This is a genomic window from Legionella sainthelensi, from assembly GCF_900637685.1.
Classification (GTDB): Bacteria; Pseudomonadota; Gammaproteobacteria; order Legionellales; family Legionellaceae; genus Legionella; species Legionella sainthelensi.
The window spans coordinates 2,348,628-2,373,627 of record NZ_LR134388.1; the positions used below are offsets into that span (position 1 = coordinate 2,348,628).

Consider the following 25,000-nt stretch of genomic DNA (forward strand, 5'->3'; position numbering starts at 1 on the left):
TCATATTCACTCCATCCTTAAATTAAGCTCAGTACAATAGCTATGTAACAATTACATATGTTTAATTATTTCATCACCAAATCCAGAGCTACTTACTAAAGTTGCGCCGGTCATACCTCGCTCAAAGTCATAAGTTACTGTTTTGGCTTCTATTGCACCTTCCATGCCTTTGATAATTAAATCAGCCGCCTCATTCCAGCCCATATGGCGTAACATCATTTCGGCAGATAAAATTATTGAGCCAGGATTTACTTTATCCTTACCCGCATATTTCGGTGCAGTTCCATGAGTTGCTTCAAATACTGCAACTTTGTCACTTATGTTAGCACCGGGGGCGATACCAATACCTCCAACTTGGGCAGCCAAAGCATCAGAAATATAGTCTCCATTTAAATTCAAAGTAGCAATGACACTATAATCTTCAGGTCTTAAAAGAATTTGTTGTAAAAATGCATCTGCAATGACATCATTGACAACAATTTGCTTACCTGTTTTAGGATTCTTGAATTCCATCCAAGGTCCACCATCAAGCTCTTTGGCACCAAAATCATCTCGAGCAACTTCATAGCCCCATTCTTTAAACGCACCTTCGGTAAACTTCATAATATTACCTTTATGGACTAAAGTAACTGTATGACGATCATTATCAATTGCATATTGAATTGCTGCTCTCACTAAACGAGTAGTTCCTTCTTTTGAAACAGGTTTAACTCCTATTCCACAATGCTCAGGAAAACGGATTTTTTTGACGCCCATATCTTTTATCAAGAATTCAATCACCTTTTTAACTTCAGGAGTATCTGCTTGCCATTCAATACCCGCATAAATGTCCTCTGAATTCTCTCTAAAAATCACCATATCGGTTTTCCATGGTTCTTTAACTGGACTTGGAACACCATCGAAATATCGAATTGGACGTAAACACGTAAAAAGATCCATTTCTTGGCGAATAGCTACATTTAAGGAGCGAATTCCACCACCTACTGGAGTGGTCAAGGGCCCCTTAATTGAAACCACGTATTTTTTCATTGCATCCAATGTTTCCTTGGGTAACCATTGATCTGCTCCATATACCTTAGTTGCTTTTTCGCCCGCATATACTTCCATCCAGGCAATTTTTTTCTTGTCACCATAGGCTTTTGCAACCGCAGCATCAACAACTCGAATCATAGGGGGCGTCACATCAACGCCAATACCATCTCCTTCAATAAAAGGAATTATAGGATTATTGGGTACACGAAGAGATAGATCAGCAGCTACAGTAATAGCTTCACCATGTGAAGGCACTTTGATTTTATCATATGTCATTGACAACTCCGTAAATTTAGAGAGGTTTCAATAATAGCATGTGATAACTTGGAATCCCAAGCATGATTTTATTTAATTTACAGCTTAAGATAATGATGCGGCATTTAGACAAGATAATAGACATTATGCGCAACCAATAGACCTCTGTCGTTATTAAACATCCATAAATTAGAGAGTGTAGTTTGTAGTTTAGATGGAATAAACAAGAGGGATATAAAGCGTAAAATAGGGTTGAAACAATAAACAAGCAATATCTTGCTGCCTTTAATCTTTGCCACAAACATAATTTTGGAGCACTAGTTGCTTATGCATGTTGCAGCATTTTAATTTGTTCCATTAATTGATCATAGCCTGCTTCAACATTGATATAATCACTTTTTGCTAAATATACAGACAATGACCCATCATCTGTTGCGGATGGTTTTTGTAAGATCCCATTATAACCTTTACTTTTTAATCGCAGAAAATCGCTAATTTTAGTTACTAAATAAAAGTTACGATAATAATTTTCAGGAGCCATATGAAAAGCTTGCGCATCTTTTTCAAGTGGCTTTCCAGGTAAATAATCTTTCAATGAGTAGGATGAATTATTATGCACAGCAACGACTTTGCCCTGAGGGAGTAACTGCTTAATTTTATTTGCTAACTTATTAACTTCTTGATGCGCTTGAGGGCTATACTGACTTAATGATGTAAGTGTGTTCTTAATTCCCTTATCAGTAAAAATGCGGTTGGGATCAAACTCATAACGTTTATTATTAAGACGAAATACTATATTTCTACCGCCAGAATGAACTAAAGTTATAAGACTTCCACCTTCATTTTTTATAACCGCTTGCGCCGCTTTTAAAGCTGTTTGTTCATTATGATGTAAATGGACAAAGGTTTTTCCTCTACCCACGATTTGTTTAATTTCTACTTTTTCATCACCAACCATTACTATATGCGTCATGGCATAAGATACCTGACACAAAAATATAGAAACCAAAAAAGCGTATTTCATCATTGATTTTCACTATAAGGCTGTTTTTGTGCGATTGTATAATAATTAACCTATAAAAACAATTGATTATGGTTTTCAGCAATCTCCCTATTTTAATTGCATTAAAATTTTAATTTAATTCTCATTGAGATTTATTATCTAGCAAGCAATATAAAAGACGCAGCGATGCTAGAGATCTATTGCTCGTAACTCTTATACAACCTACTATTAAGCTTTTTCAACTTTTAAGATACGTCCCATGTCGCAAATTTTATTATTCAATAAACCTTATGGTGTAGTTAGCCAATTTTCTGGTGAAAAATATGAACATACATTAGCTGCCTTTATTAATATCCCTAATTTTTATGCCGCAGGTCGATTAGATAAAAACAGTGAAGGATTACTTTTATTAACTGACAATGGTGCACTACAACATAAATTAACTCATCCTAAATTCAATAAAAAAAAATACTATTGGGTCCAAGTTGAAGGAATACCCTCCGAACAAGATTTAGAAGTTATTAGAAATGGACTAATTCTTAAAGACATTACTTTTTTGCCAGCTGCAGCCCAACTCATTGATGAGCCAAAGCTTTGGTCACGTAATCCCCCGATTCGCTTTAGAAAAAATGTTCCTACTAGTTGGCTAGAAATTATTTTAAGTGAAGGAAAAAATCATCAAATACGAAAAATGACAGCTGCAATTGGATTCCCTACGTTGAGACTGGTACGACATCGCATCAGTAACTGGCAGTTAGGTGACTTGCAGCCAGGAGAATACAAGCTTACCGCCCCGATTTAAAGCATTAATTCAAACTAAAGTATAATGCTTTTCTCAAAGGCACCAATTTTAAAGAAAGCTAAGAGTGCAGCGAAGTGTATCTAATCTCCGCTAGATAATCACATTAGTCTCAGTTTATGAGATTTACCGATAAGCCAGACGATTTAATAAATTATCTTGGCCAAGCAGACGAATCCATGGCCAGAGAAACATACTTACTAAAGTGCTAGCAAATGGTGCAAGTATGCTGTAATTAAAACCTAAAAGCACTGCAATTAAAGAAATAATTGATTGATATAATAAACAAAAAAATCCAATTAAAAAGATTTGCTGCATCATTGAAAAGAATTGAAACCGTCTTGATTTGCTTGAAGCAATCCAAGTTACAAAGAGTAATGCAAAAGAATGTTCACCAATAACTGTTGCAAGCAGTACATCTAATAATAAACCCACAAATAATAATGTGGTCAGTTTAAAGTTTCCTGGTAAAAAATATTCTATATACAGCACAAGCAACAAAATCCATGGAGGGCGGAAAGCAGAAATTAATTCGGGCATAGGCAAGATAGACAAAAGAAGTGCCACAATAAAACTCAAGCCTAAACGAATACGAAGGTTTTTCATCACATGGTCTCCTTCGCATTTAAACGTTCATTAATTTGTGTCGTCAACTGCTCTTGTTTCACATCAGGCCATATTAACAAAACGAGTCGATTCCTATTTAGCAAAGCAACAGGCTTCACTTTCACTTTGACAAAATCCTCACCAGGAATACTATTAACTTCTTCTACAAGCCCTACGGGGTAACCTTCAGGATAATGCCTATCTAAACCTGATGTAACTAACACATCACCAGGATGAATCGAAGAGGTTTTTGGTAAATTAATTAAAGACAACTCCTCTATATCATTTGTTCCTACAAGAATTGCTCGTTCCCCTGTTCGATTATTTCGGACAGGAACAGCGCTCTTAGAGTCGGAAATAAGTAAAACCGTGCTGGTGATGGGACCGATGTCAACAATTTGTCCCATCACTCCTTTCGCATCTAAGACAGGTTGTCCTACATAAGCACCATTAAGTTTACCCTTATCTAAAACAACCACTTGACGTGAATTGCTTGTATCTACCGCTAAGATTTGAGCCGCCATAGCACTCATATCCGCTTTTGATGAGGTAAGAAGCAATTCTTTCAGTTGTGAATTTTCTTTTTGAATCACAATTAATTTTTGTAGCTCTGCCTCAAGCATGGTTTGCTTATAACGCAATTGCATATTTTCTGCAATTAATGCTTTTTTAGCACTAACTAGCGATTGAACCCAACCTACAACACGCACAGGATAATCAACCGCATATTGTAGAGGAGCAACGATTAAAGAAAAACCACTACGTACATTATCCAAGTAACGATAATGATAGTCAGAAAACATAAGAAAAACAGAAAACAAAAGAGCGAGCACAAATCCTATAGAGCTGTACCCGCTCCTACTAAATAATCTGTTATGCGTATTATTCTGTTGAGAGGAAATCACCGCCGCGTAAGTCCATGGTTTCTAAAGCTTTACCACCACCACGTGCAACACAGGTCAGCGGATCTTCAGCAATTAATACAGGTAGGCCGGTTTCTTCCATCAGTAAAGTATCAATGTTTTTCAACAAAGCACCTCCCCCGGTTAAAACCATACCTCGTTCAGCAATATCTGCTGCCAACTCAGGTGGAGCTAATTCCAAAGCGGCTCTTACAGCACCCACAATACCTGATAGAGGCTCTTGTAAGGCTTCTAAAATTTCAGCGCTGGTCAAAATAAAACTACGGGGAACACCTTCTGCCAGGTTTCGTCCGCGCACTTCGATTTCAAATAAATCACGGCTAGGAAAAGCGGAACCAATTTCATGTTTTATACGCTCTGCCGTAGTTTCACCAATAAGCGTACCATAATTACGACGTACATAAGATACGATTGCATCATCAAACTTATCACCACCAATACGAACCGATTGATGATAAACAATACCACTTAAAGAAATAATCGCAACTTCAGTAGTACCTCCGCCGATATCTACCACCATTGACCCACTTGCCTCTTCTACTGGCATTCCAGACCCCAAGGCGGCGGCCATAGGCTCTTCAATAAGGAAAACTTCGCGAGCACCAGCTCCCATAGCAGACTCACGAATCGCACGACGTTCCACTTGTGTAGAGCCACAAGGAACGCAAACCAAAACTCGTGGACTTGGTCGTAAAAATTTATTTTCGTGAACTTTATGTATAAAATGCTGAAGCATTTTTTCAGTAACAAAAAAGTCAGCAATCACACCATCTTTCATTGGTCTGATCGCATTAATGTTGCCTGGAGTTCTTCCTAGCATACGCTTAGCCTCAAGACCAACAGCAGCAACTCGTTTTTGACCTGACTCATTACGTAAAGCGACAACAGAGGGTTCGTTTAACACAATCCCTTTATCTCTTACATAAATCAATGTATTGGCAGTTCCCAAATCGATTGATAAATCATTGGAAAACACACCCCTTAATTTTCTGAACATAAGCAGTACTACCCCGTTCTTTTTTTTGTGCGCTACTTTATCCTAAATTTGGATAAAAATCGACAGTTCTTGGAGAACAATTTTAAATATTGAGCGAATTATGTCAATTTATGAGACACAATTTCCTTTCTGTTGTTGGTCTTAAATAGACCAACAACAGCAGAGCATTTATTTACTCCATTTTTTGAATAACAAATACTTCACTTAACTTTTCACGATTCACATTTACAAAATGCTGCCCTATGCCCTTCACATCTGAGAGTTCTTCTAGAGACTTAAAGCCGTGATGGCTTTGGCGATAAGCAATAATGGCTTCAGCTCGTTTCTTTCCTATACCTTTAATTGAACCAGTTAAGGTAGCCAAATCTGCTTTATTGAGATCTATTTTATCAACTACTATTGGAGGTTGCTTTGGGGCAGCGTCCTGTTTCGCAAGAGTGGCATGCACAGGAAGGGTAATAACAAATAATGATAATACAACAGCAATACATTTTGCTTTCATAATTTTCTCCTTTTTGTTGGACTAGATGACTCATTCCAGAGTCAAGGCGAAGTATCCCAAGATTTATAGGTACTGTCGAGAGATTTTTAAATTATTTTTTTGCAGAAACATATTGAAACCATACTTATCATTGATGCACAAACATGCGAGTGCATACACAAGCACACGCATGGTTATCATATATTAAGAAGTGATAAAATCGAATGCCTCACTCATTCAGTGCCAACGTGATAAAGAACGTATGCAACACATGCAGTTAATTTCTTAACCATATCTAAATGAAGAAACTCATTTGGACCATGTGCATTAGAATGAGGGCCTAAAACTCCAGTAATCATAAATTGGGCCTTGGGAAATTTTTCACCTAACATTCCCATGAATGGAATTGTTCCACCCTCTCCCATATAAGCGGCTGGTTTACCATAGTATGTCATGGATGCAGTATTGGCTGCCGTTTCCAACCAGGAAGCCAGTTTTGGTGCATTCCAACCTGGTGAGCCATCTTTTCCGTTAAAACTTACTTTTGCATGATAAGGAGGAGCCTTTGTGAGAGTTTCATGGAGTGCTGATGTTGCAACCTTAGGATCTACTAACGGAGGTAAGCGCATTGATAATTTAAGCACTGTTTTCGGTCTCAACACATTACCTGCATCAGCAATTGCAGGAAATCCATCTGCTCCAGTCACAGTCAATGCAGGACGCCAAGTTCTGTTCAAAATGAGTTGTTGCATATCTTCCCCAACAGGCTCAACTCCTTCATGCCAAGGAAACTCAGAGTAGATAGAATGCCCCAGGGCATTGGCGCAATGCTCTGCTTGGATTTTTCTTTCTTCAGGAATATCACAGTACAATGCAGGTAATTTAACCTCTCCAGAGGTTTCATCTTCAATACGGCTTATTAACTGTCTGGCTACTCTAAAACTGTCAGCAACGATACCACTTGCTGCACCAGAATGAACTCCTTCACAAATCAACTCAACAGATAACTCGCCAACCACATTGCCGCGTAAGGATGTTGTCATCCATAATTGCTCATAATTTCCAGCTCCAGAATCAAGGCAAATCACTAACTTAGGATTACCAATTCGCTCATGCAGTAATTCAATATAATAAGGCAGGTCATAACTACCACTCTCCTCACAAGCCTCAATAATTAAAACACAACGAGGTATGGGTAAATTTTGTTTTTGTAACGCACGAATTGCGGTTAAAGATGCATACGTAGCATAGCCATCATCCGCCGCCCCGCGACCATATAAGCGCCCATGTTTTATGACAGGTCTCCAAGGATGTAAATCCTCATCCCATCCAGACATTTCCGGTTGTTTATCAAGATGGCCGTAGAGCAATACAGTCTCTTCAATTTCACCCGGAACTTCTATGAAAATTAAAGGTGTTCTCCCTGATAATCTTATAATTTCCAGGGTCATTCCTTCTGGTGCATGTGTCTTACACCAATTACCAATATGATCCACAGCTTGATCCATCAAGCCGTGTTCTTGCCATTTAGCATCAAAATGCGGTGATTTGTTAGGGATTTTTATGTAATCACATAAACTTGGAATAATCTCTTCCTGCCATTGCTGGCATACAAAATCATACAGCGCTTGCGGATTGAACATGAACTTGCTCCTCAATAATCGCTACAACTTGCTCTGTAGCAGACTTAATGTTTAATGCATTAATTTTACTTATAATTTCCATTTTATTATGTTCAAGATCACACAATGCTTGCATTAAAGTACCTACATTTAACGATCTATTTTCGATCACTAAACTAATACCCAACTCTTGAAAGTATTTAGCATTTTGGATTTGATCCCCACGACTGACCTCAGCTGATAACGGAATTAAAATATGAGGTTTACCCAGTGCTAATATTTCATAAAGAGAGTTTGCACCTGCACGCGAAACAACAACTGAAGCTGCAGCAAATAAATCCGCCAACTCTTCATTAGCATATTCAAATTGTTTGTATCCAATTAAGCCACTCAATGAAGCATCTACTTTTCCTTTTCCACATAAATGGATAATCTGATATTTCTCGATTAATTGGGGTAGTGCATCACGAATACAGTGATTTATTGTGCCAGCGCCTAAACTGCCACCAATAACAAGAAGGCAAGGCTTTTCTGAATTAAATCCACATAACTCCAATCCACGATTACTGTTGCCAGAAAATAATTGCTCTCTAATGGGTGTCCCTGTTACTTCGATTTTATCTTGTCTTTTAAAATGCTTTCTCCCTGCATCAAAGGTCAGACAAATTTTATTTACAAAAGGAAAACAAAGCCGATTTGCAAGCCCCGGACTCATATCCGACTCATGAGCAATGATAGGTATTCGATTTAACCAAGCTCCTACCACCACTGGGAATGCAACAAAGCCCCCTTTAGAAAAAACAGCATCAGGTTTTAACTTATAAAGCAAAAAAAACGCTTGTACGATACCAAAGACAATCTTAAATGGATCTAATAAGTTTTTAAAACTTAAGTAGCGTCGCAATTTACCACTACTTACACTATAAAATGGAATATCTAACGATTGAATCATCTGTTTTTCGATACCATCAGCTGAACCAATGTATGCTACATCCCAACTTTTATGGCTAAACTCTCTAATTAACGCCATATTAGGTGCTACATGGCCAGCAGTGCCGCCTCCAGTAAAAATGATCGTTGGCATCATAAAATATTCCTAATCAGTAGACTTAAATCAATTGCTTGTATTGATTTGGTAATGGCCCCTACAGAAATGAAGTCAACTCCTAATTGAGCTATTTCACCGATATTTTCCAAAGTTATCCCTCCGGAAACCTCTAAGGAACTATGCTTAGGCTGATTCATTTCAATTGCTTTTTCAATCATGTCCTGACTAAAATTATCCAGCATAATTCTATCAGGTTGTGCCAAAATAGCTTCACGCAACTCATCCAGAGTCTCCACTTCAATCTCAACCAAAATATCTTTATGAGTTTGTCTTGCTAAAGTAATAGCTTGAGCTACTGAGCCACACGCTTTTATGTGATTTTCCTTAATCAAAAAAGCATCATAAAGCCCCATACGATGGTTAAAACCACCACCGCAAGTAACTGCATATTTTTGAGCAGCTCTTAAACCTGGGAGAGTCTTTCGAGTATCTAGTAATCGGGTTTGCGTTCCATGCAGCTTTTGAACATAAAAATGAGTTTGAGTCGCTGTAGCTGAAAGTGTTTGTAAAAAATTAAGTGCTGTACGTTCTGCAGTTAAAATACTTCGTGCTAAACCATAAACAGTACATAAAGTCGTTGGAGCATCTAGCCAATCTGTTTCTGAAACTCGCCATTTAAGTTGGATGTGCTCGTCTATCCTTTTGAATACCTCATTAACCCAGGGTTGACCACAAACTATCATTGGTTCTCGCGAAATAATTTCCGCCTCGACCTTAAGGTTATCAGGTAATAAAGCAGCGGTAACATCGCCCTCATCACCTATATCCTCTTGTAATGCGCGTGCTACATCAGCATCTACCGATATGAAAGTATTATTCATTTATAATTTTCCTATCCCTCATTGCATAACGAGCCTTTAATAATGGGGGCGCTATAAAAGTAGTTATCATAACCATTAAAACAATAGCAGAAAATAAATCATCTGAAATAACACCTAATGTCCGTCCAATTGAGGCAAAGACCAGGCCTACTTCACCTCGAGGTAACATTCCAATACCAATAAGTATACGGTCATCTTTTGCATTTGCTCCAACACCACTTATAAGCTTTCCAACCACCGCCGCAAGTATCAGACCACTTGCCAAAATCACTACATTCCAATGATAAAAACATTCTAATTTAACCTGGATACCAATCACAATGAAAAACATGGGTGTTAAAATTGATTCTAAGGGTGATAGCAAATGATAAATACTACGACTTTCCTGCTTTCCTCGAGCAATCCCATCAAAGTAGCCATCGTGAAGGATTATTCCTGCAGTAAAAGCACCAATAATCGTTGCGAGCTGAAGCACAGAAGCTAGCCAAGAAAGGGTCATAATAAATATAAAGGAAATAAATAGTTTGGCTTCCCAGGGTTCAAGAAAACGAAAAAAGTGAATCGATCTTCTTAAGATAATTGGACCTAAAAACAAAGTACCTGAAAAAAACAATAGCGCGCTCACAATGATGCGAACAATAACGATGAGATCAACTGCCCCATTTATTACCAAAGAGCTAACTACAGCTAATATAATCAAGCCCAATATATCATCCAGCATTGCCGCACCTAAAATAGTTCTAGCCTCACGGGTACGCAGCTTTTTCATTTCCGCAAGGACTCGAGCAGTAATACCAATGCTGGTTGCACTTAGGGTTGCAGCGATAAACAAATCAGCCTGATATGAATCATCAGGCAACAACATATAAGCAACACCAAATCCTAAGAGCATTGGGGCAATAACCCCAATTAACGCGACACAAAATGAATCACGCCCAGTGTGCTTCATTTCCTCAACAGAATTTTCAAGACCCACCATAAAAAGAAGAAAAATAACACCGTAGCGTGAAAAAATATCAACGATATAAGCAATTTTAAGCAAATCAGCTCCATGAGGTCCACTTAGAGCAGTAATCACTTGTTGTGCGTAATTTACATTAGAAATCGTGGAGGTCACAGCTTGATCTATAGGAACTCCTTTAAGCACCTCTCGAACTACATCAAAAGTTGCTGAACCTTCCCGTAATAAAATAGCTAATGGAAAACCGTAATAATAGAATATGTTACCAATCAGCATTCCCATGAGCAACTCACCAAGAACACTCGGTTGTTTTAGGCGTCTTGCAGTATAGCGACCAATAATTGCAAAGAAAAAAATAGTAGTCACAGCAAGCAATACAAATGCGATTGGATCAACATGCTCTGATTCGGGGGATGCAAATCCGTATAGTGGATATATCCCCACTAAAAGAAACCACCATTTAAAACGTTGCATTATTTGTTCTAGAGCCCGCATCAATATCCCATTCGTTCATTAGACTTTTTCGGAAAGCTCTTTTCTGGAGTAACTCTTCCGAAGAAGTCTATTTTTCAATTAACTTAGACCACATTTTGGATAAATGGATGCAAATATGTAAGGCAATCTCTTAGTTTTGCAGCCTAAATTATGACACATTTATTGTTTTGCTAAAAACAGACACGTTTCTAAAACTGAATCCGGATTCAACGAAACACTTTCTATTCCTTCCTTCATCAACCACTGAGCAAAATCTTGATGATCTGAAGGCCCTTGGCCACAAATACCTATGTATTTATTCGCTTTTTTACACGCGGTAATGGCCATATGCAACAAAGCTTTTACCGCTTCATTACGCTCATCAAATTGAGAGGCAATAAGTCCTGAGTCTCTATCTAATCCTAAAGTCAATTGAGTTAAATCATTAGAACCAATAGAAAAACCATCAAAATACTCTAAAAACTCTTTCGCTAATAAAGCATTAGAAGGTAACTCACACATCATAATGATGCGTAAACCATGTTTGCCTCGCTCAAGTCCATGTTGCTTTAAAACCTGAATAACATTGCTTGCCTCAGACACAGTTCTTACAAATGGTATCATCACTTCTACATTTGTTAACCCCATCTTTTCACGAACACGCCGTACCGCTTGGCATTCCAGAGCAAAACAATCGGCAAATGACTCAGAAACATAACGTGATGCTCCTCTAAAACCCAACATTGGGTTTTCTTCCTCAGGTTCATACAAATGCCCACCTACAAGATTAGCATATTCATTTGATTTAAAATCAGACAATCGTACAATCACAGGTTTGGGATAAAAAGCTGCAGCAATTGTTGCTATGCCCTCTTTTAAGCGCTCGATATAATACTCAACAGGTGAATCGTACGCTGCTGTTTTTTGCATAATAAATTGTTTTAATTCCTTGTCTTCTAAGGAATCGAAATCCAGCAACGCTCGAGGATGTATTCCGATTGTATTAGAAATTAAAAATTCAAGACGAGCCAAACCTACCCCTGAATTGGGAATTGATTGGAAAGTAAATGCGCGTTCAGGATTCCCCACATTAAGCATCACTTTCATCGGTAACTCAGGCATAGTTTCTACATCAAGATGCACCTGCTCGAAGGGTAACAAACCAGCATATACATAGCCATTATCTCCTTCAGCGCAACTCACAGTTACTTCATCACCATCACGTATCGTTTTTGTTGCATCACCACAACCCACTACCGCAGGAATACCTAGCTCACGAGCGATAATTGCTGCATGACAGGTTCGTCCCCCACGATTGGTCACAATTGCTGAAGCACGCTTCATTACTGGCTCCCAATCAGGATCAGTCATATCTGAAATTAAAACATCACCAGGTTGAACCCTATCCATTTCATTGACATCAGTAATAATTCTAGCCTTACCTTGTCCAATTCGTTGTCCTATGCTACGCCCTTCAGTCAATATTTCACCTTTACGTTGCAACGTATAACGTTCCAATATTTGTTTGTTATCACGACTTTTTACCGTTTCAGGACGAGCTTGCAGTATGTATAATTGACCATTTAAACCATCCTTTGCCCATTCTATATCCATTGGCCGACCATAATGCTTCTCAATAATCATCGCCTGACGGGCTAAGCTTTCAACTTCATCAGGAGTTAAAGAAAATAACAAACGCTCTTTGACGTCTACATCTACAGTTTTAACTCGTTGTTGCTTACTCGGATCATCACAGTACACCATCTTCAAGGACTTACTGCCTAGATTTCTGCGAATGACAGCTGGTCTTCCTGCCAGGATGCCTGGTTTATGTACATAATATTCATCAGGATTAACGGCTCCTTGTACAATCATCTCTCCTAAACCATAAGAAGAAGTAATGAATACCACTTGATCAAAACCAGATTCAGTATCCATAGTGAACATGACACCACTTACTGCTAAATCGCTACGAATCATTTGTTGGATACCCGCTGATAAAGCTACATCATGATGTTCAAAATGATGATGTGTGCGATAAGCAATCGCTCTATCATTAAATAGTGATGCAAAAACATGTTTAATTGATAGTAAAACCGCATCGATGCCTTTAACATTTAAAAATGTCTCTTGCTGGCCAGCAAATGATGCATCCGGCAAATCTTCAGCCGTGGCTGAAGAACGAACAGCAACACTAAAATCATTGTGGCCTATAGACTGAGATAACTGCTCATAGGCAGTTCGTACTGCATTTTCAAAATCTGAAGTAAAGGGAGCATTGACAATCATCTCTCTAATTTCTTTACCGACAATAGCTAATTGCACAACATCATCAGTATTTAAAGTCTCTAATTTTGTATAAATTTTTTTATCTAAATTATCTTGTGCTAGAAACTCTCTAAAGGAATCTGCGGTGGTTGCAACCCCCCCAGGAACAGCAACTCCAGCAGAGGATAAATGACTAATCATTTCCCCAAGAGAAGCATTTTTTCCGCCAACCTGCTCTAAATCACGCATGCTTAGATGAGCTAAATCAATAATGTGTTTTTTGATCGCCATAACCACCCCAAGTCCATAAATAATGACAGTTATTCTACTGAAAATGTAGGCCTATGGGAATGAGAAACTTTGTTTGCTTGAGAATTACATTAGAGAGCGCGTTTTTAATAGGAAGATTACAAGTTGGTGGGCATGATTAATTCAATTATGAGTTTGCGTAGCAATTCTCTTGCACTTTATCGACTTTATCGTATTAGATAAACTTTACCTATTGGATAAATGATCTATTAATAGATTTAAATTTAAACTAAATAGTCAAACAAAAACCAATTATTACAGAAAATTTCTTACTTTAATTCACATCTGAGCTCGCATCTAATATTATATGTGCTTTACCAATAGGGCTTGCAGTTATGACTCTTACTTCTCTAAATGCCATCTCACCTATAGATGGACGATACATGAATAAAACCCGGGCCTTGAGTCCTTATTTTAGTGAGTTTGCTCTAATTTATTATCGTTTAACAGTCGAAATCCGTTGGATTGAATCTTTAGCTTCCAATAATGCTATTTCTGAAGTCCCTGAATTAGATAAAGAAGCAAAAGATTTTCTCAATCATATCATCGCCAATTTTGACGAAAATGAAGCCCTCAAAATCAAAGAATTTGAAAAGCAAACAAACCATGATGTCAAAGCAATAGAATATTACTTAAAACATAAGTTCCAATACAATGAGCGTCTGAAAGCAATTACAGCATTCATTCATTTTGCCTGTACCTCAGAAGATATAAATAATTTAGCTTATGCATTAATGGTAAAACAAGCAATCGCTCAAGTAATTCAACCAACCCTTGCTGAAATAATGGGAGGGATTACCCTACTTGGGAAACAACATGCTGATGTAGCAATGTTATCTAGAACCCATGGCCAACCGGCAACACCAACAACCATGGGTAAAGAGTTAGTCAATTTTGTTGCTCGGCTTAAAAGACCACAGCAGCAATTAGCCGAGGTATTGATTCCAGGAAAATTTAATGGTGCCGTAGGCAATTATAATGCCCATACAGTAGCTTATCCTGAAGTAGACTGGCGCAAACACTGCTCAAATTTCGTTACTTCCTTAGGATTGTCTTTTAATGCCTATACTACTCAAATTGAACCCCATGATGGTTTAGCAGAAGTATCGCAAATTATGGTACGTATTAATAATATTCTGCTCGATTATACACAAGACATATGGAGCTACATCTCTCTGGGATATTTTAAACAAAAGACGGTAGCCGAAGAAGTTGGCTCATCAACCATGCCCCATAAAGTGAATCCAATTGACTTTGAAAATGCAGAAGGAAATCTAGGGATGGCCAACGCTCTATTTATCCATTTTGCCAATAAACTCACTCAATCACGATTGCAACGCGACTTATCAGACTCTACCGTATTGCGTAATATAGGCACGGCCTTTTCCTATAGTCTAATCGCCTATCTTGCCTTAGCAAAAGGCAATGATAAATTGCAAATCAACGAACAAGCTTTACAAGAGGATTTAAAATCAAACTGGGAGGTATTAGCAGAGGCAGTACAAACAGTGATGCGTCGCTATAATGTGCCTGATGCATACGAACAATTAAAAGCGTTGACTCGTGGCCAAGGCATTGATGAAGAAAGTCTTAAAAAATTTATTAATGAGCTTTCTATTCCTGAAAAAGCGAAAGATCAACTCACCAAACTTACCCCAGGAAGCTATACAGGCTTAGCGACTCAACTCGTAAAGGCTTTTCTATGAGTGATACTTTATCACAACAAGGACAAGCCTATGAGTTTGATGTTCTAGTTATCGGTACAGGATTAGCGGGATTACAATACTGCCTTCAGCTCATAAGCCTACAGCCTCGTTTGAATATTGCCTTAATCAGTAAGGCTGATGCCATTGAATGCAACAGCCGCTATGCTCAAGGTGGGATTGCGTCTGTTTTTTCAGAAGAGGATTCTCTGGAGTCGCACATTTCAGATACATTGATTGCTGGCGATGGATTATGTTTTCCGCCTGCAGTAGAGTTCATTATTCGGCAAGGGCCCGAAACAATAAAGAAGCTAAGTCAATATGATATTCATTTTAAACGGGACAATAATGGCCATTTTCATTTAGCACAAGAAGGTGGACATTCTCATCGACGTATTTTTAATTGCGGTGATCAAACAGGTTTATCAATAACACAAATAATGAACCAATTGGCACGGCAACACCAGCAAATCCATTTTTTTGAACATCATGTAGCAGTGAATCTTATTACTCATTATCATCCTCATCGCACGGACATTCAAAGCGAAGTTTTAGGCGCATATATCTTAGATTGTTCAGCAAATCGTATACATACTTTTTTAGCGAACTGTGTCATATTAGCCACTGGCGGTGCTGGCAAAACATACCGATATACCACAAACCCCATGGTTGCCACAGGAGATGGAGTTGCCATGGCATACAGAGCCGGGGCTCGTGTTGGCAACATGGAATTCTATCAATTTCACCCTACATTATTACACCATCATTCATTAAATAATTTCCTTATTTCAGAAGCAGTACGGGGTGAAGGAGCCTTGCTTAAAAATGCTGAATCAGGTGCGCGTTTTATGAAGGACTATGCGCCAGAACAAATGGAACTCGCCACTCGAGATATAGTTTCACGCGCTATTTTTAGTGAAATCGAGCGTAGTCAAATAGGATATGTCTATCTGGACATTACCCATCAATCAAAAGAATTTCTCAAAAAGCGCTTTCCGCAAATTTACAGCACTTTATTATCTATAGGCATCGATATGAGTCAGGATATGATTCCTGTTGTTCCAGCGGCACATTATCAATGCGGTGGAGTACTTGCGGATATTGATGGTCGTACCGATTTAAAACGACTTTATGCAATAGGAGAAGTTGCTTTTACGGGTTTACATGGTGCTAACCGGCTAGCAAGTAATTCCTTGCTCGAAGCTTTGGTTATGGGTACTAATGCAGCATACTGTACCTTAAAAGATATTTCTACTCCGTGGAAATATACAGATGATATCCCAAACTGGAGCGCGCCTAGTGAAGTTAATGCGAGACGAGCAAGCCAAATTAATGCTCAATGGCGTGGCTTAAGAGGAGAAATGACTTCTTATGCAGGTATTGTTCGAACAGAAGCAGGCCTTGAAGATCTGCTACAATTAATTATGAAACGAAAAAAAATAATTGAAGAATATTACTGGAAGCATTGTATTACTCGTGACTTTATCGAACTCAGAAATATTATTCTCAATGCAGAACTTATTGTAAGAGCCGCTTTGGCAAGACGCGAATCACGGGGTGGCCATTTCCGTGAAGATTACCCCAATAAAAATACCAAAGCAAAAGAAAGCATTGCTAAATTGGGATTAATGGATATTGCACCTGAATAAATAAAATTTGTAGCTTTAATATAGATGTTTGAGGCTACATTCACATGATTTGAGGCCAAATAGATGTTTAAAAATTCTACTCTTTATACTCCTGAAACCACATTAATGCACATTCGAAATGATATGAGCATTTGCCAAAGCGATTATCCAATAGATTGGTATCAGGAAGATTTTATACCCTATGCTCAAGAATATCAGGCATTACCTGATCGTAAACTTACCACAATCTTATCATGGATGACTCCTTATCTAAAAAAAGCACAAGATCATTTTGGTAAGCGCTTATTACTTTTAGCCCATTATTATATGGGCGGAGAAATTGTTCGTTTAGTAGAACAATTCGGTGGGCTTATCGGGGACTCCTATCAATTAGCTTTAATGGCTGCAGAACATCCTGAAAAATCGATCATTATTGAGTCAGCAGTTCATTTTATGGCTGAATCAATCAGTATCCTGGCTCATAAAAATCAGCAGGTATATATCACTAATCCTAAATCGGGTTGTACCATGGAAATGCTTGCCAAAGATTTTATGGTTGAACCCGCCTTTCTTGATTTAAATGAACGTTATGGTGCTGAAAATATTCTACCTGTTTGTTATATGAATACATCAGGCCGCGTCAAAGCAATGACTGGAGCTCAAGGTGGGGCTGTCTGTACCAGTTCTAATGTGAAAAAAATATTCCAATGGGCTCAAAAACAAAATAAAAAAATTCTTTTCATTCCCGATCAACATATGGGAGAAAATGTGGCTTATTGGTTAGGGATAAAAAATCTTGCCTATTGGCCAGGCGGTACAGCAGGAGCTCAATATTCATTAGCAAACCAAGACAAGCAAACAATAAAGCAATTTGATGATGCCCAACTTATCTTATTTTCCAGCCAATGCGCTGTGCATACCCATTATCAGCCTGAAATGTGTGAGTATTGGCATAGTCAAGGATATACAACTATTGTTCATCCTGAATGCCGCAATTCCGTCATTAAAATTGCCCAACATTCAGGTTCTACAGCCTTCATTTGGGATTATGTAGTCCATGATCGTGCGAACACGAAACGTTATGCCATAGGCACAGAAAATCATATGGTAGAAAATCTCAAACAATATTGTAAAGGTTTAGGAATAGAAGTAATCAATTTAGCTCAAGTGCCTAAAAAAGAAAATGAAAAAGGCATAGGATGTGGTTGTGCCACCATGTCACGTAATGACCCTCCTCACTTAGTAGCTCTCGTTGATTTACTAAGGCAAGGTAAAACAATGGCTTATAATGAAGTTAAAGCAGGTGATGTTGTCAATGAATTCACCGGCAGTAGAAACAGATTGTCGAACCAAGAGCAACAATGGGTTATAGATAATGCCAAAAAATCATTACAAATGATGATTGACATTACAGAAGATCGAATTTAATAGAATATAAACTCTGCAAAATTTTTCAGTGATCTAATTGGCATCAAATTTTATGCCCTGAGAGACTCAACTCCACTAGGGCAGCCAACTACATAAAAGTTTTTATCCACCATAAAACTGACACTGCTCTAAAACTTGAAAACACACAAAACCACCTGAATTTTCTATCCAATTAGAGTCATGTCGCGACGGAATTTTAGTCAAAGTTGGCCACCAGATTGAATATTCTCCTATCGAATTTCTATAAGTACACACGATTCCTCGACCATACCCTGCAACTAAAATATTGGCACGAACAAAACGGGTATTTTCATCACCTTGAGGTCGATGAGGCGAAACTGGATTAACTATCCAAGGATCTGGTGGAACACCCCACTTCAGAGAGCTTGTTTTTGGATCAGGACAAATTGTACTATGGCCTACGCTAAATTGTATAAAAAGATAAACTAAAATAAAAAATCGATATTTATTCATTAATCGCCCCATTCATAATTAACAATTTTAAATAATAATACACTAAAACCCATTGTTTGAATTTATTTCTTTGTTATAATGGCGTCTCAAATGCCTGGGTGGCGGAATTGGTAGACGCGCCGGATTCAAAATCCGGTGGTGGTGACACCGTGTGGGTTCGAGTCCCACCCTAGGTACCATTGAGATATTATTATCACTTCTCAATGGTTCTCAATATTTAAGTAATCCTTTGATAATTAAGTAAATACTACACAAATATTTATCTCAAATCCTTCTCAATCGTTCGTTATTTTTCGTATATAACCGTGCGTACTTTGGGTAAGATCTTGGGTAAACCTCTTTACTCAGCTTACCAAGCAGCACACAAGTTGAGGTAGTACTATGCTTACGGATGCAAAAATTAGAGCATTAAAAATAAAAGATGGAAAACGCCATACCGATATGGACGGATTGGTGCTTGAAATTCGACAAAGTGGCAAAAAAGTATTTATTTTCCGTTTTCAATGGAATAAAAAACCGCAAACCATCACTCTTGGGAATTATCCACATATTGGCCTGGCCGATGCCCGCAAAATAGTCCAGTCCTATAGAACTTTAATTGCACAAGGTATTGATCCAAGGCTACAACATTCGAATGAAAAACCCACAATAACCTTTAAAGATGTTGCTGAAAAATGGTTTCAAAAAAATTCACATCGTTGGAAGGATGTAACTTATAAGCGCCATCTTAAAAGCCTGCATCGGGATATTTATCCATTTATCGGCAATAGACCTATCGATGAAATTACTAAAGCTGAACTATTAGCAATAATCCATCCTCATGAAATACAAGGGCATCATGAAGTAGCACATCGATTACACGATAGATTAAAATCCATCTTTGAATATGCAACAGGGGCATCAATTACGGAAAATTACCCGTTCATCGGCCTCAAAAAAGCGTTAACCCCTAAACCTAAAGTAACCAATCAATACGCTATTTCCTCGCATGAAGCCCATAACATGCTGGAAGCGATAAAACTAAGCTCTGCAAGCAAAATAAATAAACTTTACGTGGAATTACTATCTCATTTATTTACTAGACCATCTGAATTACGATTAGCCCAATGGAGTGAATTTAACCTACAACAGGCTGAATGGATTATACCTGCCGAGCGAATGAAAATGGGCGTAACGCATTGGGTACCATTATCACATCCAGTCATAAAATTACTTAAAGAACTTAGAACAATAACAGGATTTACCCCCTACCTTTTTAACTCGCCGAGCACTAAATCTTATCAACCAATAAGCGAAACCAGTGCTAGAAAACTCTTACACAACATAGGTTACAAAGGTGCGCATACTCTTCACGGCTTTAGATCTCTTGCATCAACAGTTTTACATGAACAAAGTAACTTCCGCAGTGATGCAATTGAAGCTCAATTGGCTCACAAGATACAAGGAGTACGTGGAATATATTTACGTGCTGATTTTAAAGAAGAAAGAAGGAGTTTAATGGGTTGGTATAGCAACTGGTTATCCAATGGGTTGCACCAGGATTATTTAGTTAATTATAAAAAGGAAAATAGTAATGACCATCCATATTGAGCCTTTAGAGCTGTCCCTTAGATTAATGTTTCAAGGAATATTACCAAAGCAAGATAATAGAATTAATTATTCGGAAGCAAAATTCGCATTAAAAAAACAATTTGGTTATGATTTTACGGTGAGTCAAATTGATCTAATCATTAATTTTATTTTAATACTGCGATTAAAGACACAAGAACCTGAAACTTATTTAGAAGGAGATGAACAGCTCGACACCTATACTACTAGTCTAGGCGATGATTTTAAACAGCAGATCGAAAGCATAATACAGAGGAAATTGACTACGCCTCAATTTAAACAGTTAATTATTACCATAAATGATTTGATGTATATACAAAATGACAGAATAAACAATACTGCCAGCCCCTATGAACAAAAAAGCATATATTGCAGTAATGATCAGTATGCTGCAACTCAATCAGAGCTTAGCGCTTTATTTAAAAGAGTTTTAACTAAGCAAGAATTTCATATATTTTTAGAATCGTGGTTTTATTATATGTCATTAGCTCAAGATGCAAGTGACATTGATAATCGGTACAAAGAACAATTAAATGAACTTAAAGCTGATTTAGCAATAGCCATAAACTCCACAAAAAAGAAAATAAGCGCTTATAATCGGATTTCTAATCAAATAAAATCATTAGAACGTTTTCCTCATCACGATTTGAAAACATATGAATATTCTCAACATGAAGAACAAAAACAATTAACTTTTTGTGAAAAAGAACTAGCGAGATTAAATCAAAGTAATGGACATGAATTAAATGTCCATAAATTAAGAGAGCAAGCATATTTTGCGATTTTATTTTGTGCTGAAACACTTGGGTTATCTGCCCCTAATCAAAGAAAATATGGAAATCCTTTATTAACTGTTCTTAAAGTTATGCTTAACATAAATGAAGAAGAAAAAGATCTAGAGAATATTAAAATTTGTTTAAGTCAGATCTATCAGAAATATGTCCGTTTTAAAAAAAGTGATGGAGTTAGAGACGTTTATGAAGATTTAATATGTAAAGCAAGAGCTAATCCAGATTGCTATGTCACTTTATCCAATATAAATAGGGATTTTCGATCACTTCTGTTACCTCTAACCCTACAACCAAAGATTTCTATTAATAGTGATCCCGCCCTTTAAATCAACCATCGTCAACATTATGAGCACATTACTAAAGTAAGCATAATTGTTCTCTTGAACCATTAAAAATAGTTCAAAACGAAACAATCAACTATTAACAAGGTGTTAAAAATGACAACAGAACCATTATTGCTATACCCCAAACAGGCTCAAAAACTTTTAGGGGTAGGAACAACTAAATTTTATGAGCTTATTAAGTCGCCAAACTTTCCTAAGGCTAAAAATCCACTCGGAAAGCGGCCAATGTATTTAAGAGAAGAATTAGAAAACTGGGTTAGGAATTTAGACTAAAAACATAGGCTCATGGATGACTTATGCTCCGTATTAAAGCCATCGGAGCATCAATTAAGAATTAAAGGGAAGGTTTACTATGAACATTATAATTGATAGAGCAAAGGGACAGTGGCCAGAGGTTTATAAGCATTATTTAAAAAATAAACACCGGTCCAGTCCTGTATGTGGTGGAAAAGATCGTTTTAGATTTGATGATAAGGAAGGTAAAGGTACATTTTATTGTAATAAATGCGGCTCTGGCTATGGAATAAAGCTATTACAGAATTACCACAAATGGAGTTTTTCTAAAGCAGTTTATCAAGTTGCAAAGATATTAGGTATTCAAACTCAAGGTAATTATAACTTTGATTATAGAAATAGTCCTATCCCTAAATCATCCTTGCCAAATGCTCTTAATGCAGAGGAGTTGAAAAAACGTCGAAACGCTTTAACCTATACTTGGCTACAGATACAATTAATCAGATCAGAAGATCCTGTTGATTGTTATTTAAAGTCACGCGGTATATCTCTTAAACAATTTCCGGTTTCATTGCGGTACCATCCTCATTCACCTTATTACGATGAAAAAGTTTTACTAGGATATTTTCCTGCGAGGGTAGCCCTTGTAAGAAATCAAAATAATGGAATGGCTACACTTCATCGTACATATTTAGTAAAAACCTGTAAGGCTAATGTACCAAATCCTAAAAAGCTTATGCCTTCACAACCCAAAGCATCTGTTGGAGCAGCAATAAAATTATATCAACCTGTTGATGGAAAAATTGCTTTAGCTGAAGGCATAGAAACGGCCCTTTCTATTCATATTGCAACAAAACTTCCAGCGTGGGCAACAATAAGCGTGGTAGGTATGGATAATATTTTGTTACCTCCATACGTCAAAGAGGTGATTATAACCGTTGATAATGATGAATCTGGATGTGGACAGCAGGCTGCTTATCGACTTACGAAAAGATTATTAATAGAAGGACGAACAGTTAAACGTGCAATACCTTCTTGTGTTGGCAAGGACTTTGTTGACATGCTATTGGAGGACTATTAATGAGCGCTAAAGATATTGAAGATCTTGTCGATAGTATGCCTTTTGAATGGCCCTCGCCGAATACAGATTTGGCCGATCCGCTGCCTACACGTAATACCCCAATAAAATACCCATTAGAGGCCTTAGGTAGTATTTTGGGGGAAGCTGCCAAACAACTCGCTTATCATGTTCAAGTACCTGAAGGCATGGCTGGTCAATCTGTTTTAGCGGCAGCTGGGTTAGTAGCACAAGCTCATATCAATGTGCAACGAGGCAGTATAGGCATAAGCCCTGTGTCAATTTTTTGCCTTAGCGTAGCTGAATCAGGCGATCGTAAAAGCACTGTAGATCGATTAGCACTCGCACCAATTAGAGCTTATGAAAATAAACGAGCCTTAGTATTTTCAGCAAAAGAACAAAAATATAAGGCCGAAATGGAGGCTTGGGAGCTTCGACGTATTTCAATTATAAAATTATGTAGCAAACCGAAAGCAGAGTTGAGCGACGATGAGCAAAAGAGGCTTTCTGAAAGGTTATTTCAACTTGAATTAAGTAAACCAAAAGCACCTTCCCGCTCAAATATTACTTTTAGCGAACCTACCTCGGAGGGAATATGGAAACATTATATTCACGGAGATCCAAGCGCAGGATTATTTAGTGATGAAGGTATTTCCTTCTTTAGCGGTCATGGTATGAATGACGAGGCTAAAGGTAGAACCATTCATATCTTATCTAAGCTGTGGGATGGCGATCCAATAACACGCACTCGCGGTAGTGAAGGAGAATCAGGAGCATTAGCAAATCGTAGATTAAGCAGTCATTTAATGATTCAGCCAGTTATTGCAAACAAGGTATTATCCGATCAACTACTTCAAGGACAGGGATTTCTTGCACGGTTCTTAATTAGTCATGAACCAAGCATTGCAGGTAGTCGATTCTTATCGGATAGGGATTTAGAAAAAGGTGCAAATAGTGATTCTGCTATTGCTAAGTACTGGCAAAGGCTTACAAATTTATTAAATCTACCGTTGAAAATAAATGAGTCAACTGGTGAATTGCAATTAACTGTATTTGCTTTAAGAGGCAATGCGTTAGATGCATGGTGTGCTCTACATGATGGTATAGAGGAGCAGCTTCGAGCTGATGGAAGATTTACAGATATTAAATCGTTCGCATCAAAGGCGGCGGAAAATGCTGCTCGTATTGCTGCAATATTGGCTTTTGTAGAAGGCTACGAGCAGCCTACTGTTGAACATGTGGAACGTGCAGGAGTATTGATTTCTTATTATTTAGAATCCACGATCATGCATACCACAGAAGCCCTATATGATGTAAATGAGTTACTAGCGAATGATTTGCTTGCTTGGATAAAAATGAAAGGCGGCACATTGTCGGCCGATCAGTTCAAAGCATTACCGTCAAAGTTAAGAGAAGCGCGAATGGCGCGTCGTTTACTACAAGTTCTCGTTGATACTGGACACATCCAGATAACTGCAAGAAACAGTAAAACTAAAAAGCCTATCGCATGGGAGGTTAACCCATGCTAGATCTAATATCCAATGGATTTGCTTTAAGAAAGAAATCGTCAGCAATAGATCCGCAAGAAACCCGCAACAAATCCGCAACTGATAGGTCATCTCCAGTGATGGATTCCGCAATATCCGCAGAATCCGCAAAGGTAATGAATCAATATGATGTTGATGATTATATACAAAATGATAATGACAAAGATTGTATGGTTAGAGAGTATTCATGGTATGACAAAGATAGTGTTGCGGATTCTGCGGATATTGCGGAAACTCAAGCAGCGAAACAAATTGATGCTGCGAATTCATTGCGGAATGAGTGCGGATTTACTCTTGAAACTTTGATGGGGCCACATGTAGTTGAAATTGTACAAAAAATCTGCCAGGAGTTTTCTATCAGTGCAAGTTACGTTCTGGAGCATCTTCTTTCAAAAGAAGATATCAACGATATTGCTGATGGTAATATTCCAATCGAAACATTAAAATTACATATAGAACTCTGGATGGCAAACGGAATGCCTCATTACTCAGGCAGACCAGAATAG

At 37.8% G+C, this 25,000-nt stretch carries 22 protein-coding genes and 1 tRNA gene; 11 read left to right on the plus strand and 12 right to left on the minus strand.

Features of this window, described 5'->3' with window-relative positions:
* Positions 1–51: 51 nt before the first annotated feature.
* The gene (gene icd, locus EL220_RS10390) at positions 52–1,308 is read right to left on the minus strand and encodes an NADP-dependent isocitrate dehydrogenase (protein ID WP_027271246.1); all 1,257 of its coding nucleotides are present in this window, start codon (positions 1,306–1,308) and stop codon (positions 52–54) included.
* A gap of 304 nt (positions 1,309–1,612) precedes the next feature.
* Positions 1,613–2,314 (minus strand): SAM-dependent methyltransferase, encoded by a 702-nt coding sequence (locus EL220_RS10395; RefSeq protein ID WP_414092927.1) that lies wholly within the window; start codon positions 2,312–2,314, stop codon positions 1,613–1,615.
* A 235-nt stretch (positions 2,315–2,549) separates the two neighbouring features.
* Here EL220_RS10395 and EL220_RS10400 point away from each other — a divergent pair, with 235 nt between their 5' ends.
* Entirely contained in the window at positions 2,550–3,092 is a 543-nt protein-coding gene (locus EL220_RS10400) for a pseudouridine synthase (protein WP_027271244.1), read from the plus strand.
* Between the two features lie 123 nt (positions 3,093–3,215).
* Here the strand turns inward: EL220_RS10400 and mreD are convergent, their stop codons facing one another.
* The 9 genes from mreD to ppsA form a co-directional block, all read right to left on the minus strand.
* A complete protein-coding gene (gene mreD / locus EL220_RS10405) occupies positions 3,216–3,695 on the minus strand; it encodes a rod shape-determining protein MreD (RefSeq protein ID WP_027271243.1) in 480 nt (159 codons plus the stop codon).
* The gene (gene mreC / locus EL220_RS10410; protein ID WP_027271242.1) at positions 3,695–4,600 is read right to left on the minus strand and encodes a rod shape-determining protein MreC; all 906 of its coding nucleotides are present in this window, start codon (positions 4,598–4,600) and stop codon (positions 3,695–3,697) included. The genes mreD and mreC overlap by 1 nt, the downstream gene beginning before the upstream one ends.
* Positions 4,578–5,615: a rod shape-determining protein gene (locus EL220_RS10415; RefSeq protein WP_003636696.1), complete on the minus strand. Its 1,038-nt coding sequence runs from the start codon at positions 5,613–5,615 to the stop codon at positions 4,578–4,580. Before EL220_RS10415 ends, mreC begins: the two co-directional genes overlap by 23 nt.
* Before the next feature lie 172 nt (positions 5,616–5,787).
* A complete protein-coding gene (locus EL220_RS10420; RefSeq protein ID WP_027271241.1) occupies positions 5,788–6,117 on the minus strand; it encodes a ComEA family DNA-binding protein in 330 nt (109 codons plus the stop codon).
* Positions 6,118–6,329: 212 nt separating this feature from the next.
* Entirely contained in the window at positions 6,330–7,739 is a 1,410-nt protein-coding gene (locus EL220_RS10430; protein WP_027271240.1) for a M20 family metallopeptidase, read from the minus strand.
* Complete coding sequence (locus tag EL220_RS10435) at positions 7,714–8,805, minus strand: undecaprenyldiphospho-muramoylpentapeptide beta-N-acetylglucosaminyltransferase (protein ID WP_027271239.1); 1,092 nt, start codon at positions 8,803–8,805, stop codon at positions 7,714–7,716. Before EL220_RS10435 ends, EL220_RS10430 begins: the two co-directional genes overlap by 26 nt.
* Complete coding sequence (nadC, locus tag EL220_RS10440) at positions 8,802–9,647, minus strand: carboxylating nicotinate-nucleotide diphosphorylase (protein WP_027271238.1); 846 nt, start codon at positions 9,645–9,647, stop codon at positions 8,802–8,804. The genes EL220_RS10435 and nadC overlap by 4 nt, the downstream gene beginning before the upstream one ends.
* Positions 9,640–11,082 (minus strand): cation:proton antiporter, encoded by a 1,443-nt coding sequence (locus EL220_RS10445; protein ID WP_027271237.1) that lies wholly within the window; start codon positions 11,080–11,082, stop codon positions 9,640–9,642. The genes nadC and EL220_RS10445 overlap by 8 nt, the downstream gene beginning before the upstream one ends.
* Before the next feature lie 180 nt (positions 11,083–11,262).
* Positions 11,263–13,641, minus strand: coding sequence for a phosphoenolpyruvate synthase (ppsA, locus tag EL220_RS10450; protein WP_027271236.1), 2,379 nt, complete (start codon positions 13,639–13,641; stop codon positions 11,263–11,265).
* A 353-nt stretch (positions 13,642–13,994) separates the two neighbouring features.
* Here ppsA and purB point away from each other — a divergent pair, with 353 nt between their 5' ends.
* The 3 genes from purB to nadA all read left to right on the plus strand — a co-directional run bounded on the left by purB (position 13,995) and on the right by nadA (position 18,418).
* The gene (purB, locus tag EL220_RS10455) at positions 13,995–15,365 is read left to right on the plus strand and encodes an adenylosuccinate lyase (protein ID WP_027271235.1); all 1,371 of its coding nucleotides are present in this window, start codon (positions 13,995–13,997) and stop codon (positions 15,363–15,365) included.
* Positions 15,362–17,011 (plus strand): L-aspartate oxidase, encoded by a 1,650-nt coding sequence (gene nadB, locus EL220_RS10460; protein WP_027271234.1) that lies wholly within the window; start codon positions 15,362–15,364, stop codon positions 17,009–17,011. The genes purB and nadB overlap by 4 nt, the downstream gene beginning before the upstream one ends.
* Before the next feature lie 63 nt (positions 17,012–17,074).
* Complete coding sequence (gene nadA, locus EL220_RS10465; protein ID WP_027271233.1) at positions 17,075–18,418, plus strand: quinolinate synthase NadA; 1,344 nt, start codon at positions 17,075–17,077, stop codon at positions 18,416–18,418.
* 102 nt (positions 18,419–18,520) lie between these two features.
* On the opposite strand, the gene EL220_RS10470 is transcribed toward nadA, so the two are convergent.
* Positions 18,521–18,892 carry a DUF3757 domain-containing protein gene (locus tag EL220_RS10470; protein ID WP_027271232.1) on the minus strand — a complete coding sequence of 124 codons (372 nt, stop codon included), beginning with the start codon at positions 18,890–18,892 and terminating at the stop codon, positions 18,521–18,523.
* A gap of 92 nt (positions 18,893–18,984) precedes the next feature.
* Here EL220_RS10470 and EL220_RS10475 point away from each other — a divergent pair.
* From EL220_RS10475 to EL220_RS10505, 7 genes are all read left to right on the plus strand, one after another.
* Positions 18,985–19,071 (plus strand) — tRNA-Leu (locus EL220_RS10475).
* A gap of 202 nt (positions 19,072–19,273) precedes the next feature.
* The gene (locus tag EL220_RS10480; RefSeq protein WP_027271231.1) at positions 19,274–20,482 is read left to right on the plus strand and encodes a tyrosine-type recombinase/integrase; all 1,209 of its coding nucleotides are present in this window, start codon (positions 19,274–19,276) and stop codon (positions 20,480–20,482) included.
* A complete protein-coding gene (locus EL220_RS10485; RefSeq protein ID WP_027271230.1) occupies positions 20,466–21,617 on the plus strand; it encodes a hypothetical protein in 1,152 nt (383 codons plus the stop codon). The genes EL220_RS10480 and EL220_RS10485 overlap by 17 nt, the downstream gene beginning before the upstream one ends.
* A gap of 111 nt (positions 21,618–21,728) precedes the next feature.
* Positions 21,729–21,908: a helix-turn-helix transcriptional regulator gene (locus EL220_RS10490; protein WP_035906075.1), complete on the plus strand. Its 180-nt coding sequence runs from the start codon at positions 21,729–21,731 to the stop codon at positions 21,906–21,908.
* A gap of 79 nt (positions 21,909–21,987) precedes the next feature.
* On the plus strand, positions 21,988–22,950 hold the full coding sequence (locus tag EL220_RS10495) for a DUF7146 domain-containing protein (protein WP_051544735.1): 963 nt from the start codon (positions 21,988–21,990) through the stop codon (positions 22,948–22,950).
* Complete coding sequence (locus tag EL220_RS10500) at positions 22,950–24,476, plus strand: YfjI family protein (protein ID WP_051544734.1); 1,527 nt, start codon at positions 22,950–22,952, stop codon at positions 24,474–24,476. The genes EL220_RS10495 and EL220_RS10500 overlap by 1 nt, the downstream gene beginning before the upstream one ends.
* Entirely contained in the window at positions 24,470–25,000 is a 531-nt protein-coding gene (locus EL220_RS10505) for a hypothetical protein (protein ID WP_027271229.1), read from the plus strand. Before EL220_RS10500 ends, EL220_RS10505 begins: the two co-directional genes overlap by 7 nt.

What these genes read in the sequence shown, in the direction of transcription:
- EL220_RS10485 (WP_027271230.1), top strand. Translation starts at nt 20,466, where the DNA reads ATGACCATCCATATTGAGCCTTTAGAGCTGTCCCTTAGATTAATGTTT.
- EL220_RS10500 (WP_051544734.1), top strand. Translation starts at nt 22,950, where the DNA reads ATGAGCGCTAAAGATATTGAAGATCTTGTCGATAGTATGCCTTTTGAA.
- EL220_RS10400 (WP_027271244.1), top strand. Translation starts at nt 2,550, where the DNA reads ATGTCGCAAATTTTATTATTCAATAAACCTTATGGTGTAGTTAGCCAA.
- EL220_RS10490 (WP_035906075.1), top strand. Translation starts at nt 21,729, where the DNA reads ATGACAACAGAACCATTATTGCTATACCCCAAACAGGCTCAAAAACTT.
- nadA (WP_027271233.1), top strand. Translation starts at nt 17,075, where the DNA reads ATGTTTAAAAATTCTACTCTTTATACTCCTGAAACCACATTAATGCAC.
- EL220_RS10470 (WP_027271232.1), bottom strand. Translation starts at nt 18,892, where the DNA reads ATGAATAAATATCGATTTTTTATTTTAGTTTATCTTTTTATACAATTT.
- EL220_RS10430 (WP_027271240.1), bottom strand. Translation starts at nt 7,739, where the DNA reads ATGTTCAATCCGCAAGCGCTGTATGATTTTGTATGCCAGCAATGGCAG.
- EL220_RS10445 (WP_027271237.1), bottom strand. Translation starts at nt 11,082, where the DNA reads ATGCAACGTTTTAAATGGTGGTTTCTTTTAGTGGGGATATATCCACTA.
- nadB (WP_027271234.1), top strand. Translation starts at nt 15,362, where the DNA reads ATGAGTGATACTTTATCACAACAAGGACAAGCCTATGAGTTTGATGTT.
- EL220_RS10420 (WP_027271241.1), bottom strand. Translation starts at nt 6,117, where the DNA reads ATGAAAGCAAAATGTATTGCTGTTGTATTATCATTATTTGTTATTACC.
- purB (WP_027271235.1), top strand. Translation starts at nt 13,995, where the DNA reads ATGACTCTTACTTCTCTAAATGCCATCTCACCTATAGATGGACGATAC.
- EL220_RS10415 (WP_003636696.1), bottom strand. Translation starts at nt 5,615, where the DNA reads ATGTTCAGAAAATTAAGGGGTGTGTTTTCCAATGATTTATCAATCGAT.
- ppsA (WP_027271236.1), bottom strand. Translation starts at nt 13,641, where the DNA reads ATGGCGATCAAAAAACACATTATTGATTTAGCTCATCTAAGCATGCGT.
- EL220_RS10480 (WP_027271231.1), top strand. Translation starts at nt 19,274, where the DNA reads ATGCTTACGGATGCAAAAATTAGAGCATTAAAAATAAAAGATGGAAAA.
- icd (WP_027271246.1), bottom strand. Translation starts at nt 1,308, where the DNA reads ATGACATATGATAAAATCAAAGTGCCTTCACATGGTGAAGCTATTACT.
- EL220_RS10495 (WP_051544735.1), top strand. Translation starts at nt 21,988, where the DNA reads ATGAACATTATAATTGATAGAGCAAAGGGACAGTGGCCAGAGGTTTAT.
- nadC (WP_027271238.1), bottom strand. Translation starts at nt 9,647, where the DNA reads ATGAATAATACTTTCATATCGGTAGATGCTGATGTAGCACGCGCATTA.
- EL220_RS10395 (WP_414092927.1), bottom strand. Translation starts at nt 2,314, where the DNA reads ATGATGAAATACGCTTTTTTGGTTTCTATATTTTTGTGTCAGGTATCT.
- mreD (WP_027271243.1), bottom strand. Translation starts at nt 3,695, where the DNA reads ATGAAAAACCTTCGTATTCGTTTAGGCTTGAGTTTTATTGTGGCACTT.
- EL220_RS10505 (WP_027271229.1), top strand. Translation starts at nt 24,470, where the DNA reads ATGCTAGATCTAATATCCAATGGATTTGCTTTAAGAAAGAAATCGTCA.
- EL220_RS10435 (WP_027271239.1), bottom strand. Translation starts at nt 8,805, where the DNA reads ATGATGCCAACGATCATTTTTACTGGAGGCGGCACTGCTGGCCATGTA.